This window comes from Streptomyces sp. A1136 (assembly GCF_004795055.1).
In the GTDB taxonomy this organism is placed as follows: Bacteria; Actinomycetota; Actinomycetes; order Streptomycetales; family Streptomycetaceae; genus Streptomyces.
In genome coordinates this window covers 227,062-241,685 of sequence record NZ_SSBJ01000005.1, presented here as the reverse complement: position 1 = coordinate 241,685, position 14,624 = coordinate 227,062, and the positions used below count along the sequence as shown (strand labels likewise).

Annotated in this window: 13 protein-coding genes; 6 read left to right on the top strand and 7 right to left on the bottom strand. The window is 73.4% G+C overall.

The features are described 5' to 3' along the window. Window positions 1-31 precede the first annotated feature (31 nt). Together E6R62_RS07170 and E6R62_RS07165 are read left to right on the top strand one after the other, a co-directional pair. Window positions 32-676 carry a hypothetical protein gene (locus E6R62_RS07170; protein ID WP_240801525.1) on the top strand — a complete coding sequence of 215 codons (645 nt, stop codon included), beginning with the start codon at window positions 32-34 and terminating at the stop codon, window positions 674-676. Window positions 677-822: 146 nt separating this feature from the next. Next, window positions 823-2,724, top strand: a complete 1,902-nt coding sequence (locus tag E6R62_RS07165; protein ID WP_136212440.1) for a family 20 glycosylhydrolase — start codon at window positions 823-825, stop codon at window positions 2,722-2,724. Between the two features lie 44 nt (window positions 2,725-2,768). On the opposite strand, the gene E6R62_RS07160 is transcribed toward E6R62_RS07165, so the two are convergent. Together E6R62_RS07160 and E6R62_RS07155 are read right to left on the bottom strand one after the other, a co-directional pair. Then, a complete protein-coding gene (locus E6R62_RS07160) occupies window positions 2,769-5,171 on the bottom strand; it encodes an excinuclease ABC subunit UvrA (RefSeq protein WP_136212439.1) in 2,403 nt (800 codons plus the stop codon). A gap of 10 nt (window positions 5,172-5,181) precedes the next feature. After that, the gene (locus E6R62_RS07155) at window positions 5,182-6,222 is read right to left on the bottom strand and encodes an MsnO8 family LLM class oxidoreductase (RefSeq protein ID WP_136212438.1); all 1,041 of its coding nucleotides are present in this window, start codon (window positions 6,220-6,222) and stop codon (window positions 5,182-5,184) included. A 65-nt stretch (window positions 6,223-6,287) separates the two neighbouring features. Between E6R62_RS07155 and E6R62_RS07150 the strand changes: the two genes are divergently transcribed. Continuing rightward, window positions 6,288-6,785 carry an HAD family acid phosphatase gene (locus E6R62_RS07150; protein WP_136212437.1) on the top strand — a complete coding sequence of 166 codons (498 nt, stop codon included), beginning with the start codon at window positions 6,288-6,290 and terminating at the stop codon, window positions 6,783-6,785. A gap of 93 nt (window positions 6,786-6,878) precedes the next feature. Here the strand turns inward: E6R62_RS07150 and E6R62_RS07145 are convergent, their stop codons facing one another. Continuing rightward, on the bottom strand, window positions 6,879-7,094 hold the full coding sequence (locus E6R62_RS07145) for a dodecin (protein ID WP_136212436.1): 216 nt from the start codon (window positions 7,092-7,094) through the stop codon (window positions 6,879-6,881). A 172-nt stretch (window positions 7,095-7,266) separates the two neighbouring features. Between E6R62_RS07145 and E6R62_RS07140 the strand changes: the two genes are divergently transcribed. From E6R62_RS07140 to E6R62_RS07130, 3 genes are all read left to right on the top strand, one after another. Then, window positions 7,267-8,541 (top strand): extracellular solute-binding protein, encoded by a 1,275-nt coding sequence (locus tag E6R62_RS07140; RefSeq protein ID WP_136212500.1) that lies wholly within the window; start codon window positions 7,267-7,269, stop codon window positions 8,539-8,541. Window positions 8,542-8,691: 150 nt separating this feature from the next. Further along, entirely contained in the window at window positions 8,692-9,468 is a 777-nt protein-coding gene (locus tag E6R62_RS07135; protein ID WP_136212435.1) for a GNAT family N-acetyltransferase, read from the top strand. Continuing rightward, window positions 9,465-10,406 carry a 1-acyl-sn-glycerol-3-phosphate acyltransferase gene (locus E6R62_RS07130; RefSeq protein WP_136212434.1) on the top strand — a complete coding sequence of 314 codons (942 nt, stop codon included), beginning with the start codon at window positions 9,465-9,467 and terminating at the stop codon, window positions 10,404-10,406. The genes E6R62_RS07135 and E6R62_RS07130 overlap by 4 nt, the downstream gene beginning before the upstream one ends. On the opposite strand, the gene egtD is transcribed toward E6R62_RS07130, so the two are convergent. Genes egtD through egtA form a run of 4 tightly spaced genes read right to left on the bottom strand, consistent with a single transcriptional unit; the run spans window position 10,289 to window position 14,623 of the window. Next, window positions 10,289-11,263, bottom strand: a complete 975-nt coding sequence (gene egtD, locus E6R62_RS07125; RefSeq protein ID WP_136212433.1) for an L-histidine N(alpha)-methyltransferase — start codon at window positions 11,261-11,263, stop codon at window positions 10,289-10,291. The genes E6R62_RS07130 and egtD overlap by 118 nt on opposite strands. Further along, window positions 11,260-12,018, bottom strand: a complete 759-nt coding sequence (egtC, locus tag E6R62_RS07120; protein ID WP_136212432.1) for an ergothioneine biosynthesis protein EgtC — start codon at window positions 12,016-12,018, stop codon at window positions 11,260-11,262. The genes egtD and egtC overlap by 4 nt, the downstream gene beginning before the upstream one ends. After that, window positions 12,018-13,334: an ergothioneine biosynthesis protein EgtB gene (gene egtB, locus E6R62_RS07115; RefSeq protein WP_136212431.1), complete on the bottom strand. Its 1,317-nt coding sequence runs from the start codon at window positions 13,332-13,334 to the stop codon at window positions 12,018-12,020. Before egtB ends, egtC begins: the two co-directional genes overlap by 1 nt. Further along, window positions 13,331-14,623, bottom strand: a complete 1,293-nt coding sequence (gene egtA, locus E6R62_RS07110) for an ergothioneine biosynthesis glutamate--cysteine ligase EgtA (RefSeq protein WP_136212430.1) — start codon at window positions 14,621-14,623, stop codon at window positions 13,331-13,333. The genes egtB and egtA overlap by 4 nt, the downstream gene beginning before the upstream one ends. Between the last annotated feature and the right edge of the window lies 1 nt (window position 14,624).

Sequence of the window (14,624 nt, the reverse complement as noted above, 5' to 3'; positions counted from 1 at the left end):
CCGGATCCCGGCCGTGGGGGACAGTGGCCCCATGGCACAAGCCCCCGCCGGGTCCGGACCGCGCCGCCGAGCCGTGCTGGCCGCCGCCCTCGCACCGCTCGCGGCGGCGGGCTGCACCACGCGGCCCCCGCACCCGGCCCCCGGCCCGAAGTCCGTCCCCAAGGACGCCCTCGTCATGATCATCCGGCACGGGGAGCAGCCACCCCCCGGGGACACCGGCGAGGACGACGAGGGCAACGAACACCCGGGTTCGCTGGCCGGCCGGGGCGAGCGCCGTGCCGAGGAGCTCCCGCGGCTGTTCCCCCCGGCGGCCCGGGCCCCGCTGCCCCGTCCGGCGGTGGTCTTCGCGACCGGCGGCGGCCCGTCGGCGCCCGCCCGCTGCAAGCAGACCGTCGAGCCGCTGGCGACGGCCCTGCACCTGCCCGTCCGCGCCGAGTTCGCCGTCGGCGCGGAGCCGGCCCTGGCACGGGCGGTACTGGCCGCGGGGATGCCCGTACTCGTCTGCTGGGAGCCCGCCGGCATCCCCCGCCTGATCCGCGCCCTCGGCGCCCACCAGGTCCTCGGGGTCCCCGCCGCCTGGCCCGACCGCCACGACCTGGTCTGGATGTTCACCCGCGACCAGGGCCGGTGGGGCTTCGGCGAATTCCCGCAGCACCTGCTGCCGGGCGACGCCTGAGCCTGCCCGCGCCGTGGGACCGGCGACCCCCGCGTTGCGCGGGAGTGCTCGATCCGGTCGGGTTTCGAGCATCTATTGACATGTACGCGGCATTGGGCTGCACTGGCACCCTTCCGCACCGCGGCCACCGCCCGCTGGAGGCAGCCATGCGTCTGCTCAGGTTCCTGATCGCCGCCGCCTGCGCGGTCTTCGCGCTGACCGTCCCCGGCGCCCCCGCCCACGCCGCCCGGGCGGCCGCCGCGCCGCCCCAGACCGTGCCGGCCCTGCGGCAGTGGACGGCCGGCGCCGGCGCGTACACCTTCACCGCCGCCACCCGCGTCGCGGTCGACCCCGCCTACGCCGACCGGCTCTCCGACGAGGCGGCCACCTTGGCGGAAGACCTGGGCGCGCAAGCCGGCCGCGGCGTGGCCGTGGTCACCGCCGCCCCGGCCCCCGGGGACATCGGGCTCACCCTCGGGGACCCCGCCCTGCCCGCCGAGGGCTACCGGCTGACCGTCGCGGACACCCTCACCGTCTCCGCCGCAACCGACACCGGCGCCTTCAACGGCACCCGCAGCGTCCTGCAACTCCTCCACCGGTCCGCCTCGGTGCCGGGCGGAACGGCGGTCGACTGGCCCACCAAGGCCGAGCGCGGGCTGATGGTCGACCAAGGGCGGAAGTTCTTCACCGTCGACTGGCTGAAGCGGCACATCAAGGAACTGGCCTACCTCAAGCTCAACACCTTCCACTTCCACCTCTCCGACACCTTCGGCTTCCGGTTGGAGAGCGCCACGCACCCGGAGATCGTCTCCGCCGACCACTACACCAAGCAGGACATCGCCGACCTCGTCTCCCTCGGCCGCAAATACCACGTCACCATCGTCCCGGAGATCGACACGCCCGGACACATGAACGCGGTGCTGGCCGCGCACCCCGAACTCCGCCTCAAGAGCAACTCCGGCGCCCTCAGCCCCGACTTCATCGACCTCTCGCTGCCCGCCTCGTACGCGCTGGTCAAGGACCTGGTCGGCGAGTACCTGCCCCTGTTCCCGGGGCCGTACTGGCACATCGGCGCGGACGAGTACGTCACCGACTACACCAAGTACCCGCAACTCCTCGACTACGCCCGCGCCCACTACGGCGCGAACGCCACCGCCAAGGACACCTACTACGGGTTCGTCAACTGGGCCGACGCCCTGGTCCGCGCGGGCGGCAAGACCACCCGCATGTGGAACGACGGAATCAAGTCCGGCGACGGAACGCTCGGCCCGAACGCCGCCATCGTCGTCGAGTACTGGTACACCTACGGCCTCACCCCGCAGCAGTTGGCCGCCGCCGGCCACATCGTGGCCAACGAGTCCTGGACGCCCACCTATTACGTGCTCGGCGGCGCCAAACCGGACACCAAGTGGATGTACGAGACCTGGACCGCGGACCGCTTCGAGGGCGGCGGCGCCCTCTCGGACCCGGAGAAGAACCCCGGCTCGCTCCTGCACGTCTGGTGCGACAACCCCACCGCCGAGAGCGAGGACCAGATCGCCGCGGGCATCATGTACCCGCTGCGCGCACTGGCGCAGCAGACCTGGGGGACCCCGAAGCCGGTGGCGACGTACGCGGCCTTCACCCCGATCGTGGCCGCCGTGGGCCACAACCCCGCCTGGCCGGGCCTCGCCCAGCCGGGCAACCTGGCCCTGGGCCGCCCGACGACCGCCTCCAGCACCGAGACGGCGGACTTCCCCGCGGCCTCCGCGACCGACGGCGACGGCGCCACCCGCTGGTCCAGCGCGTACGCCGACCCGCAGTGGCTCCAGGTCGACCTCGGTGCCGTCCGTCGCGTCGACCGCGTGGTCCTGCGCTGGGAGGCGGCGTACGGGAAGTCCTTCCGCGTCCAGCTCTCCGACGACGCCACCACCTGGCGCACCGTCTACTCCACGACCGCCGGCTCGGGCGCCGTCCAGGACCTGACCGGCCTGACCGGCTCGGGCCGCCACATCCGCGTGTACGGCACCCGGCGCGGTACGACGTACGGCTACTCGCTCTACGAGTTCGAGGTGTACGGGTCCCCTTGAGCGGCGCCCGTACCCCCCGGTGAGGAGGCGCCTCCTCCCGCCGGCTACCCGCCGGCTCGTCCCAGGGCCCGCGCCAGATAGCGCGCCGTGACGCTGCCCGGTGTGCGGGCCACCTCCGCGGGCGTGCCGGCCGCGACCACGCGACCGCCGTCCGCCCCGCCGCCCGGCCCCAAGTCGATCACCCAGTCCGCGCCCGCGACCGCCTCCATGTCGTGCTCCACGACCACCACCGAATGCCCGGCGTCCACCAGGCCGTGCAACTGCCGCAACAGCACCCGCACATCGGCCGGATGCAGTCCCGTCGTCGGCTCGTCCAGCAGGTACAGCGTGTGGTCGCGGCGCAGCCTCTGCAGTTCCGTCGCCAGCTTGATCCGCTGTGCCTCACCCCCCGACAGCTCCGTCGCGGGCTGTCCCAGCCGCAGATAGCCCAGCCCGATGTCCCCCAGTGCCCGCAGGCTGCGCGCCGCCGCCGGTACCCGTGCGAAGAACGCCGACGCCGACTCCACCGTCAGGTCCAGCACCTCCGCGATGGTCAGCCCCTCGTACCGGATCTCCAGGGTCTCGGCGTTGTACCGCGCGCCGCCGCACTCCGGGCAGGGGGCGTACGTGCTGGGCAGGAACAGCAGCTCCACCGAGACGAAGCCCTCGCCCTGGCAGGTCTCGCAGCGGCCGCCAGGCACGTTGAAGGAGAACCGTCCCGCCTTCCAGCCGCGCTCGCGCGCCTGCGGCGACGCGGTGAAGAGCCGGCGCACCACGTCGAACAACCCCGTGTAGGTGGCCAGGTTGGAGCGCGGGGTGCGACCGATCGGCCTCTGGTCCACCTCCACCAGCCGCCGCACCGGGAACCGGTCGTCCGCGAGCCGCTCCCGGACCTCCCCGGCCAGCGCCTGACCCACCAGCGTCGACTTCCCGGACCCGGACACCCCGGTGACGGCCGTGAACACGCCGAGCGGGAACTCCGCGTCCACCCCCCGCAGGTTGTGCCGCTCGACCCCGCTCAGCCGCACCGCCCCCGTCGCGGTTCGCGCCGCGCGGGTCGGGGCCGGCCCGCCCGTCCCGAACAGGTGGCGGGCGGTCGCCGACCGGTCGACCGCGGCCAGCGCCGCCGGCGGCCCGCTGTGCAGCACCCGCCCGCCGTGCTCCCCCGCCAGCGGCCCCACGTCCACCAGCCAGTCCGCGTGCCGCACCACGTCCAAGTCGTGCTCCACCACGAACACCGTGTTCCCGGACGCCTTGAGCCGGTCCAGTACGCCGAGCAGCGCCTCCGTGTCGGCCGGGTGCAGCCCCGCCGACGGCTCGTCCAGTACGTACACCACCCCGAACAGGCCCGACCGCAGCTGCGTCGCCAGCCGCAGACGCTGCAACTCGCCCGCCGACAGGGACGGCGCGGCGCGGTCCAGGCTCAGATAACCGAGCCCCAACTCGGTGATCGGTCCGATCCGCGCCCGCAGGTCCTCGATGAGCACCCGCGCCGCCTCACCGTCCGCGGGCGTGGCGGCCAGTACGTCGTCCAGGGCGGTCAGCGCCAGCGACGCCGACTCGGCGATCGACCGCCCGGCGAAGGTCACGGCGAGGGCCTCGGGCCGCAGTCTGCGGCCCTCGCAGCGCGGGCACGGCGAGTCGGTGAGGAACTTCTCGGCGCGGGCGCGCAGGGTGGGGCTCTTGCTGTCGGCGAAGGTCCGCATCACATAACGGTGGGCGCTCATGTACGTGCCCTGATAGGGGCGTTGGATACGGTCCGCGTCCCGCACCGGATGCACGGTGACCACCGGCTGTTCCTCGGTGAACAGCATCCATGCGCGGTCCTTCGCCGGCAGTTCCCGCCAGGGCGCGTCCACGTCGTGGCCGAGCGCCTCCAGGATGTCGCGCAGGTTCTTGCCCTGCCAGGCGCCGGGCCATGCCGCGATGGCCCCCTGACGGATCGACAGGTCGGGGTCCGGAACGAGGAGTTCCTCGCTGGTGCGGTGGACGCGGCCGATCCCGTGACAGGAGGGACAGGCTCCGGCGGCGGTGTTGGGGGAGAAGGCGTCGGAGTCCAGCCGTTCGGCTCCGGGGGGATAGACGCCGGCCCTGGAGTACAGCATCCGCAGCGAGTTGGACAGCATCGTCACCGTCCCGACCGAGGACCGGGAGCCGGGCGATGACCGCCGCTGTTCCAGGGAGACCGCGGGTGGCAGCCCCGTGACGGAGTCCACCTTCGGGGCGCCGATCTGGTGGATCAGCCGCCGGGCGTACGGGGCCACGGACTCGAAGTACCGGCGCTGTGCCTCGGCGTAGAGAGTGCCGAAGGCGAGGGAGCTCTTGCCGGAGCCCGAGACGCCGGTGAAGACGGTGAGCGCGTCGCGCGGGATGTCCACGTCGACGCCGCGCAGGTTGTGCTCCCGGGCCCCCCGCACTCGTACGTACGGGTCGTGGGCTTCGGTCTCGGGTGCGGTGTGCCGGTGCATTCATCCCATTTTAGGGGGTGCCCCCGTGGGCACCCGGGCCCGCCCTTCCCGCCCGCGCCCCTTCGAGGCCCGCGGCGCGGGCCAGCCCGGCGAACGAGTCCAGCAGGGCCGCGCGGTCGTGGGTGGACGTCGTCACCAACAGCTCGTCGGCGCCCAGCGCGCCGATGACCTCGGCCAGCTCCGCCGCGACCTGCTCCTCGGTGCCGTGGACGTGGCCCAGGAGGGCGCCCTCGTACAGCTCGCGCTCCTTCGGGGTCATCTCCAGGGCCTCGATCTCCTCGGCCGGACGCAGGGGCGGGAAGGACCCCCGGGTGCGGGAGTAGGCGAGGGACCACGCCTCCGGGAGCAGGATTCGCCGGGCGGCCTCCTCGGTGGCCGCGACCGCCACCGTCCCGGAGACCACCACGTAAGGCCGCTCGCCCCAGGCGGAGGGCCGGAATTCCGCGCGGTACGTCTCCACGGCCTTCGCGACCCGGTCGCGGGCCCGCAGGTCGCCCACGACCACCGGCAGCCCGGCCCGGGCCGCGATCCGCGCGCCCTCGCCGGTGGCCAGTACGTACGCCGGGACCCGGGACCCCTCCGCCGGGCGGGCGTGCACCTCGGGGTGGGCCCGCTGGGTGCCGTCGAACCAGCCCAGCAGCTCGGCGAGCTGTTCCTCGAACCGGTCCGCGTCCTCGGTGTCACGGCCCAGGGCCCGGCGGATCCCGTCGGTGAAGCCGACCGAGCGCCCCAGGCCCATGTCGACGCGCCCGGGGAACAGGGCCTCCAACACCCCGAACTGCTCCGCGACGACGATCGGCCGGTGGTTGGGCAGCATCACCCCACCGGTGCCGACGCGTATCCGCCGGGTGGCCGCGGCCACGGCGGCCGCGAGCACGGTGGGCGCGGAGCCCGCGACGCCCGGCACGCTGTGGTGCTCGGACACCCAGAAGCGGTGGTAGCCGAGCCGCTCCGCCTCGCGGGCGAGTTCCACGGTGTCCCGCAGGGCCTGTGGGGCGGGGTGCCCCAGGCGCGTACGGGACCGGTCGAGTATCGAGATTCTCGGGATCACACACCTCTCAACGCCCGGGGACCGATGGGATTCCCGAAGCCGCGAGGGCCATCTACGCTTCCCCCATGTCCCGTGAGAGCGCCGATCGCCGGCCCCTGGCCGTCTTCGACATCGACAACACCCTGTCCGACACCGACCACCGCCAGCACTTCCTGGAGCGCCGGCCGCGCGATTGGGACGGCTTCTTCGGCGCCGCCCCGGCCGATCCGCCGCTCGCGCGCGGGGTGGCCCTGGCGGTGGAGAGCGCGGCCGACTGCGAGGTGGTCTACCTGACCGGGCGGCCGGAGCGCTGCCGGGCGGACACCGTGGAATGGCTGGCGCGGCACGGGCTGCCGCAGGGCCGGTTGTGGATGCGCGGCGACCGGGACCGGCGCCCCGCCCGGGCGACCAAGCTGGAGGTGCTCGGCCGGATCGCCCGGGGCCGGGAGGTGCGGATGCTCGTGGACGACGACGAACTCGTCTGCCAGGCCGCCCGGGAGGCCGGCTTCCGCGTGGTGCTCGCCGACTGGGCGGCGGACGCGCCGGAACTCACCACCGCCCAGGAGACCGAGGGCCGCACCTGACGTAGCGCGGTGAATGCCCCTGACGTACCGCCGGCCGGGCGTACCGCTGTCCGTGGGCGCCCGGCCGGACGACCGGCGGCGTGCGGCGGCCCGTCAGTCCTCGTCGTCGAGCCGGAAGCCCACCTTCAGGCCCACCTGGTAGTGGGCGACCTCGCCGTTCTCGATGTGCCCGCGCACCTGCGTGACCTCGAACCAGTCCAGGTTGCGCAGCTTCGCGCCCGCTCGCGCGATCCCGTTGCGGATGGCGTGATCGATGCCCTCGGGCGAGGTGCCGACGATTTCGGTCACCCGGTACGTGTGGTGGGACATGGGCGTCTCCCGACAGTGGTCGCTGTTGCCTGGTTCCACGGTGCCCCAGTAAGTCCGCTCCCGCGAACTTTGCGCGAACAGTCCCGAGGCGGAAGGTCTTGACCAGCCCATTGGTCCATGCCAATTTTCAAGCCATCTGAGATCCGTCCCCAGAAGGTGACTTTCCGTGAAGATGCGCTTCCTCGCCCTGTGCACCGCCCTCGCGGCCGCGACCGCCCTCTCCGGATGCGCCGGGCCGGCGGGACCGGGGGCGGGACCCGAGAAGGTGACGCTGTGGCTGATGAAGGGAAGCGCCTCGGACGCCTTCATCGACAAGTTCACCGCCGACTTCGAGAAGGAACACCCCGACATCGACCTCGTCGTCAAGATCCAGGAATGGACGGGCATCGTCGACAAGGTCAACGCCGTCCTCAAGGGCAAGAGCAAGGAGAACGCCGATGTCATCGAGGTCGGCAACACCCAGGTCGCCCAGTACGTGGAGACCGGGGGCCTGAGCGAACTGACCCTGGAGGGGCTGCGCGCCTGGGGCAGCAACGACTGGCTCCGGGGCCTGTCCGACCCGGGCAGCGTCGACGGGGCCCAGTACGGGGTCCCCTGGTACGCGGCCAACCGCGTGGTCATCTACAACAAGGACCTCTTCGCCGCAGCCGGCGTCAAGAGCGCGCCCAAGAGCCGTCAGGAGTGGCTCGCGGCCACCCAGAGGCTCGACAAGGGGGACCCGACCGACAAGGGCGCCCGGCAGGGCATCTACCTGCCCGGCCAGAACTGGTACGTCCTGGCGGGGTTCATCTGGGACGAGGGCGGCGACCTCGCCGTGGAGAACAGCGGCGAATGGTCCGGCGCCCTCGACGACGAGAAGGCCCTGTCGGCCATGGAGTTCTACAAGCAGCTCCAAAGCCTCGGCGACGGCCCCAAGGACGCCGACGAGGAAACACCCCCGCAGTCCCAGGTCTTCGCCCGGGGGCAGGTCGCCCAGATCATCGCCCCGCCCGGTCAGGCCCGGGAGATCGAGGCGGCCAACCCGGCGCTCAAGGGCAAGCTCGGCTTCTTCCCCATCCCCGGCAAGACCGCCGAGAAGCCCGGAGCCGTCTTCACGGGCGGCTCAGACCTGATCATCCCGGAGAAGACGGGGCGGCGCTCCCAGGCCGTCGACGTGATCACCGCCCTGGTCAGCGAGAAGTGGCAGACCGAACTCGCCACCACCATGAGCTACGTGCCCAACAAGACCACCCTCGCCCACGTCGTCGAGGGCGATGAGGGAGCCGCCGCGATGGCCACCGGCGCCGCTCAGGGCCGGGCCACCCCGAACTCCGCGCACTGGGCCGACGTCGAGGCGAAGAACCCGATCAAGCCGTTCATGACGGCCGTCCTCACCGGCCAGGACCCCAAGCGGGCGGCGGCGACCGCGTCCGACGCGATCGGCAAGATCCTGGGCGGCCGACGCTGAGGTCGCCACACCGTCCGGACACCGAGTTCAGCGTCCGCACATCCCGCCGCCGCTGAGCGGTCATGTCGAATCCAGCCGGTCACGGAAGAAGTAAGGAAGCCAGGCCGCAGACCTGCCGGCCCGGCCACCGTGCCCGGATCAGGAGCAGCCATGACCATCGCACCCCTGTCCCCGTCCCCCCTCGCATCCCCCACCGGCACCCCCCGGTACGCCGTGCGGCTCGCCCGCGACGAGGACGAGGTGCGCGCCGCCCAGCGGCTGCGCCACCTCGTCTTCGCCGGGGAGTTCGGCGCCCGCCTGGAGGGGCCCGAGCCCGGTCTCGACGCCGACGCCTTCGACGCCTACTGCGACCACCTCCTGGTGGTGGACGAGAACACCGAACAGGTCGTCGGCACCTACCGGCTGCTCCCCCCGGAACGCGCCGCGATCGCCGGCCGCCTCTACTCCGAGGGCGAGTTCGACCTCACCGCGCTGGACCCCATCCGGCCCGACCTCGTCGAAGTGGGCCGCTCCTGCGTCCACCCCGACCACCGTAACGGCGCGGTCATCGCCCTCATCTGGGCCGGACTCGCCCGCTACATGGACCGCTGCGGCCACAACTGGCTCGCCGGATGCTGCTCGATCCCGCTCGCCGACGGCGGGCTACTGGCCGCCGCCACCCGCGCGAGCGTCCTGACCCGCGACCTGGCGCCCGAGGAGTACCGGGTCACCCCGCACCTCCCTTGGCGCCCCGAAGGCATCACCGTCCCCGACCGCACGGAACTGCCCCCGCTGCTGCGCGGCTACCTGCGCCTGGGCGCCTGGGTGTGCGGCGAGCCCGCCCTCGACGCCGGTTTCGGCTGCGCCGACCTGTACGTCCTGCTCTCCCTGCGCCGGACCAACCCGCGCTACCTCAACCACTTCCTCTCGCTCGCCCCGGGCGCATGAGCGTCTGGCTGCCCACCGCGCCCTGCACCCCCGAGGCCTGCGCGGCCCACCAGGGGCGGCCGGCGGGCGTCCCGCGCGCGGTGGCGCGGCTCGCCTGCGCCGCCGCCCTGCTGCTCCTCGCGGTCCTGGCCGCCCCGCCGCTCCGGCTCCTGCCTGGGCGCCCGCGCCACGCCCTGGTCCGGGCCTGGGCGACGGCACTGCTGGGGGCCCTGGGGATACGGATCACCGTGCACGGCAGCCCCGGGCCGGCCGGCGGTCGCCTGGTCGTCGCCAACCACATCTCGTGGGTGGACATCCCGCTCGTCGCCGCCGTCCTGCCCTGCCGGATGCTCGCCAAGAGCGAGGTCGGCGCCTGGCCCGTACTGGGCCGGCTCGCCGCCCGGGCCGGCACCCTGTTCATCGAACGCGACCGGATAAGGGCCTTGCCCCACACCGTCGACACGCTCACCCGGTCGCTGCTCGCCGGGGACCGCGTCACCGTCTTCCCGGAAGGCTCGACCTGGTGCGGGCGCGCCCAAGGGCCCTTCCGGCGGGCCGCGTTCCAGGCGGCCCTCGACGCGGGGGTGCCCGTACAACCGGTGCGGCTCGCCTACCGGCTCGCGGCCGACGGGAGCCTGGCCGCGGCGCCCGCCTTCGTCGGGGACGACCCGCTGACCACCTCACTGTGGCGGATCGCCCGGGCCCGGGGGATACGGGCCGAGGTGCGGCTGATGCCGCGCATCCCGCCGGGCAGACACCCCGACCGGCGGGACCTCGCGCGGGCCGCTCAGGCAGCCGTCCGCGGCGACACCGGGGAGCCGGCATTCCCCGGCATCCCGACTCAGCCCTCCAAGCCGTCGGCCACCGACAAGGACAGCGCGAACCGGCCCTCCGCATCCGTCCACCACTGGGCCAGCTCCAGTCCGGCGGCCGCCAGCTCGCGCCGCACGCCCTCCTGACGGAACTTCGCGGAGATCTCCGTGAGGATCTCCTCACCCGACTCGAAGGGCACCACCAGATCCAGGGCCCGGATCTTCACCAGCACCTCCGACCGGGCCCGCAACCGCATCTCGATCCACTCCTCCTCCCGGTTCCACACCGCCAGGTGCTCGAAGTCGGCGGTGTGGAAATCGGCGCCCAACTCCCGGTCGATGACGTCCAGTACGTTCTTGTTGAACTCCGCCGTCACCCCCTGGGCGTCGTCGTACGCGGCCACCAGGACCTCTTCGTCCTTCACGAGGTCCGTTCCCATCAGCAGCGCGTCACCCGGCGACAGCATCGCCCGTACGGAGGCCAGGAACGCGGCGCGCTCCGGCGGGCGCAGGTTCCCGATCGTGCCGCCCAGGAACACCACCAACCGCGGACCGGCCGATTCCGGCAGGCGCAGCGGCTGCGTGAAGTCCGCCAGCAGGGCGTGCACCCGCAGCGCCGGATGCGCGGCCAGCAGGGTCTGCGCGGCGCCGCGCAGGGCGCTTTCGCTGACGTCCACCGGGACGTACGTCTCCAGCGCGGGCAACGCCTCGATCAGGTGCCGCGTCTTCTCCGAGGAGCCGGAACCCAGCTCCACGAGCGTGCGCGCGCCCGTCTCCGCGGCGATCTCCCGGGCCCGGTCCAGCAGGATCTCCCGCTCGGCGCGCGTCGGGTAGTACTCGGGCAGCCGGGTGATCTCCTCGAAGAGCTCACTGCCCCGGGCGTCGTAGAACCACTTGGGCGGCAGCTCCTTGGGCGAGCGCGTCAGGCCGCTCCGCACGTCCGCCCGCAGCGCGGTGTCCGCGGAGTGCTCATCGAGGGTCCGGGTCAACTGGAAGTCACTCACGACAGGCTCTCCTTGAGCGGGGTCAGGTCGACCCGGGTACGGGTGGCGGTCAACAGGGTGCGGTCGGCTACCTCGGTCCAGCGGTCGTCGTCGTCGTACGGCTCGGAGGCCACGACCGTGCGCCCAGACTCCGGATCGGACAGGTACCACAGGGAGTCGCCCCACGCGGTCGCGGCGATCACCGCCCCGTCCGTCAGCAGCAGGTTCAGCCGGGAGCCCGGCGAAGCGGTCGCCAGCTCCCGTACCGGCCCCGCGAGGGCCTCGCCGAGGTCGTCCCCCTCCCGTAGGCGGCGCAGTACCAGCGCCCAGATCAGCGCCGAATCGGTGCGCGCGGACAACTGGAGCAGCTCGTGCGGCGGCAGCTCCGCCGCCAGCGGACCCACCGCGTCCGGCCAGTCGCGTATCGCCCCGTTGTGGCTGAACAACCAGGGCCCCGAGGCGAACGGCGAGGCGGCGGCCTCCCCGTCCGCCCCGGCCAGCGTGGCATCCCGTACGGCGGCCAACACCGCGGCGCTGCGCACCACCCTGGCCAGGTCCGCGAAGGTGAGATCGCCCCAGACCGGACCGGAGCGCCGGTAGCGGGCCGGGACCGGATCGGCCTGCGCGTACCAACCGACGCCGAAGCCGTCGGCGTTGATCGTGCCGTACCGCTGGCGGCGGGGCGCGTAGGACTGTCGGACCAGGGAGTGCTCGGGTTCGCTGAGCAGCCGGCCCAGGCACACCGGCGGCCCCAGATAGGCGATATGACGACACATCAGGCGTCACCGCCGCGCGCGGTACGGAAGCCGGCGAAGATCTGCCGGCGCACCGGCAGGTCCCAGTTGCGGAACGTGCCCCGGCAGGCCACCGGGGCCACGGCGAAGGACCCGCCGCGCAGCACCTTGTGCTCCGGGCCGAAGAACACCTGCGAGTACTCCCGGTAGGGGAACGGTCTGAACCCCGGGTAGGGGAGGAAGTCCGACGCGGTCCATTCCCACACGTCCCCGATCAACTGGCGCACCCCGAGCGGGGAGGCGCCGGCCGGGTAGCTGCCCGCCGGGGCGGGGCGCAGATGGCGCTGGCCCAGGTTGGCGTGGGCCGGCGTCGGATCGGAGTCGCCCCACGGGTAGCGGGTGGAGCGCCCCGAGCGGGGATCGTGGCGGGCCGCCTTCTCCCACTCCGCCTCCGTGGGCAACCGGCGTCCGGCCCAGCGGGCGTAGGCGTCGGCCTCGTACCAACTGACGTGCAGCACGGGCTCGTCGTCCGGCACGGGTTCGGTGACGCCGAAGCGGCGGCGCAGCCAGATCCCGCCCTCCCGGTGCCAGAACAAGGGCGCCTCGATCGCGTGCGCGCGGATCTGCTCCCAGCCCTCGGGGGCCCACCAGCGGGCGTCCCGGTAGCCGCCGTCGGCCATGAAGGCCAGGTAGGCGGCGTTGGTGACAGGGGCCGTGTCGATCCAGAACGGCGCGACGTCCCGGACGTGCGCGGGGCGTTCGTTGTCCAAGGACCAGGGTTCGGCGGACGTGCCCATGGTGAACGGCCCGCCCGGGACGAGGACTTCCGCAGTCGGTGGCGGTGGCCCCTGCGGGGGATCGGGGTCCGGAGCGGTCAGCACGGGTGCCCCGCGCCGAAGCTGGTGAGTGATCAACATCGTTTCGTCGTGCTGCTGCTCGTGCTGGGCGATCATCCCGAAGGCGAAGCCGTCGTCCAGCAGGGGGCTTCCCTCCAGGGGAGTGCGCTCCAACAGGTCGAAGACCCGACCGCGCACCTCCGCCGCGTACCGGCGTGCCTCTCGCGGCCCCAGCAGCGGCAGCTTCGGCCGTTCGGAGCGCGGGTGCTGGAAAGCGTCGTAGAGCGGGTCGATCTCCGGGCGCATGGACTCGCGCCCGTCCACCCGGCGCAGCAGCCAGAGCTCCTCCTGGTTGCCGATGTGCGCCAGGTCCCAGACGAGGGGCGACATCAGCGGGGAATGCTGCGCGGTGAGGTCTTCGTCGGTCACGGCGTCGGTCAGCGCGGCGGTACGGGCACGGGCGGCGGTCAGCTCCGCGGCCGCCCGCTCACGCGGGGCGGCGGGGCGGGATTCGGTGGTCATGATCGCGTTTCCTTCCCGGCGGGCCGCCGCTCATCAAGATCGTCGGCCGGACATCGGCCGCGCAGTACGTAGCGCTCGGTGAAGGCGCCCACCGTGTCCCGGACGTGGGAACTCGCGCCCAGTCGTGGCAGCGCCTCCCGGGCCGCCGTGAAGCAGGCGACGGCGGCCGCGCGCAGTTCGGGGTCGGCCGGCCCCACCCGGGCGGCGGTCCGCCACAGCGGATTGCGGGGCGCGCGCCGACCCCCGTAGGCATCGGCCAGCGCCTTCACCACCCGGTAGGCGGTCTCGGTGGCCTCAAGGTCGTCGAACAGCGCGTACGTGACCGCCACCGGGACCAGCCAGCCGTCGTCCCCCGGCTGGGCGTCGATCATCCGCAGCTCCAGGTGACCGCGCGGCCGGACCGGCGGGAACAGCGTCGTCAGGTGGTAGTCCAGATCCGCCGGGGTGGGCGGCCGCGGACCCCCGGTGCGCACCCAGTCGCGGAACGTCAACCCGCCCGGGACCTCCCACGACGGGTCGGGGGAGCGCACGCACATCACCTCGGTGTCCAGCGCGTGCCGGGTCCAGGCGGCGCGGGGCTCGACGTCCAGCGGCGGGGCGAGCGCCCGACGCGCGTCGATGTCGCTCCAGATCCCCTGCCGCGCGCACCGCCATCCGGCGTACGGGCCCTCGCGCGCGGGGGAGTTGGCGAACGCGGACACCAGCACCGCGCCCAGCAGGTGCGCCAGCCGCCAGCGTCGGCCGTGCCCGAGCGGGCCGGGCTCCTCCAGACCGGCGTCCACGCAGACCTGTACCGAGGCGGAGGCACGCATCATGGCGCGCCCGGCCGGGCCGGTACGGTCGAAGTAGCTCTCCATCGCCCGGTATCTCGGGCTGTCGAGGACGCGGCGGTAGGGGCGGCGCGGATCGCGGCCGAGACCGCGCAGGGCCAGACCCCGCTCGCGCAGGACGCCCCGGACGGCCGCCAGGTCGGCCTGGAGGCCGTCGACGCAGGCGGTGAGGGAGTCGGCGGGGGCGGAGCTGAGTTCCAGCTGGCCGCCGGGCTCCACGGTGAACCGCGACCGCAGCGGCAGGGCGCCCGCCGCGTCGTGCGCCGCGGTCAGCCGGTCGGCGGTCAGCGGCACCCAGGGGCGCTCGGCGTCCACCACCAGCCATTCGAGCTCCGCGCCGACCAGGCGCGGCGGACCGGTCTTGAAACATATGCCGTGGACCAGGTCCTCGGCGGCGGATTCGGTCAGGGGGGAATCGGGAGGGGGCTGGCAGGGCGGAGCGGGCGAGTCCTGGCGCATG

Coding starts and splice junctions, on each gene's coding strand:
- E6R62_RS07170 (WP_240801525.1), top strand. CDS start 32: ATGGCACAAGCCCCCGCCGGGTCCGGACCGCGCCGCCGAGCCGTGCTG.
- E6R62_RS07165 (WP_136212440.1), top strand. CDS start 823: ATGCGTCTGCTCAGGTTCCTGATCGCCGCCGCCTGCGCGGTCTTCGCG.
- E6R62_RS07160 (WP_136212439.1), bottom strand. CDS start 5,171: ATGCACCGGCACACCGCACCCGAGACCGAAGCCCACGACCCGTACGTA.
- E6R62_RS07150 (WP_136212437.1), top strand. CDS start 6,288: ATGTCCCGTGAGAGCGCCGATCGCCGGCCCCTGGCCGTCTTCGACATC.
- E6R62_RS07145 (WP_136212436.1), bottom strand. CDS start 7,094: ATGTCCCACCACACGTACCGGGTGACCGAAATCGTCGGCACCTCGCCC.
- E6R62_RS07140 (WP_136212500.1), top strand. CDS start 7,267: ATGCGCTTCCTCGCCCTGTGCACCGCCCTCGCGGCCGCGACCGCCCTC.
- E6R62_RS07135 (WP_136212435.1), top strand. CDS start 8,692: ATGACCATCGCACCCCTGTCCCCGTCCCCCCTCGCATCCCCCACCGGC.
- E6R62_RS07130 (WP_136212434.1), top strand. CDS start 9,465: ATGAGCGTCTGGCTGCCCACCGCGCCCTGCACCCCCGAGGCCTGCGCG.
- egtC (WP_136212432.1), bottom strand. CDS start 12,018: ATGTGTCGTCATATCGCCTATCTGGGGCCGCCGGTGTGCCTGGGCCGG.
- egtB (WP_136212431.1), bottom strand. CDS start 13,334: ATGACCACCGAATCCCGCCCCGCCGCCCCGCGTGAGCGGGCGGCCGCG.
- egtA (WP_136212430.1), bottom strand. CDS start 14,623: ATGCGCCAGGACTCGCCCGCTCCGCCCTGCCAGCCCCCTCCCGATTCC.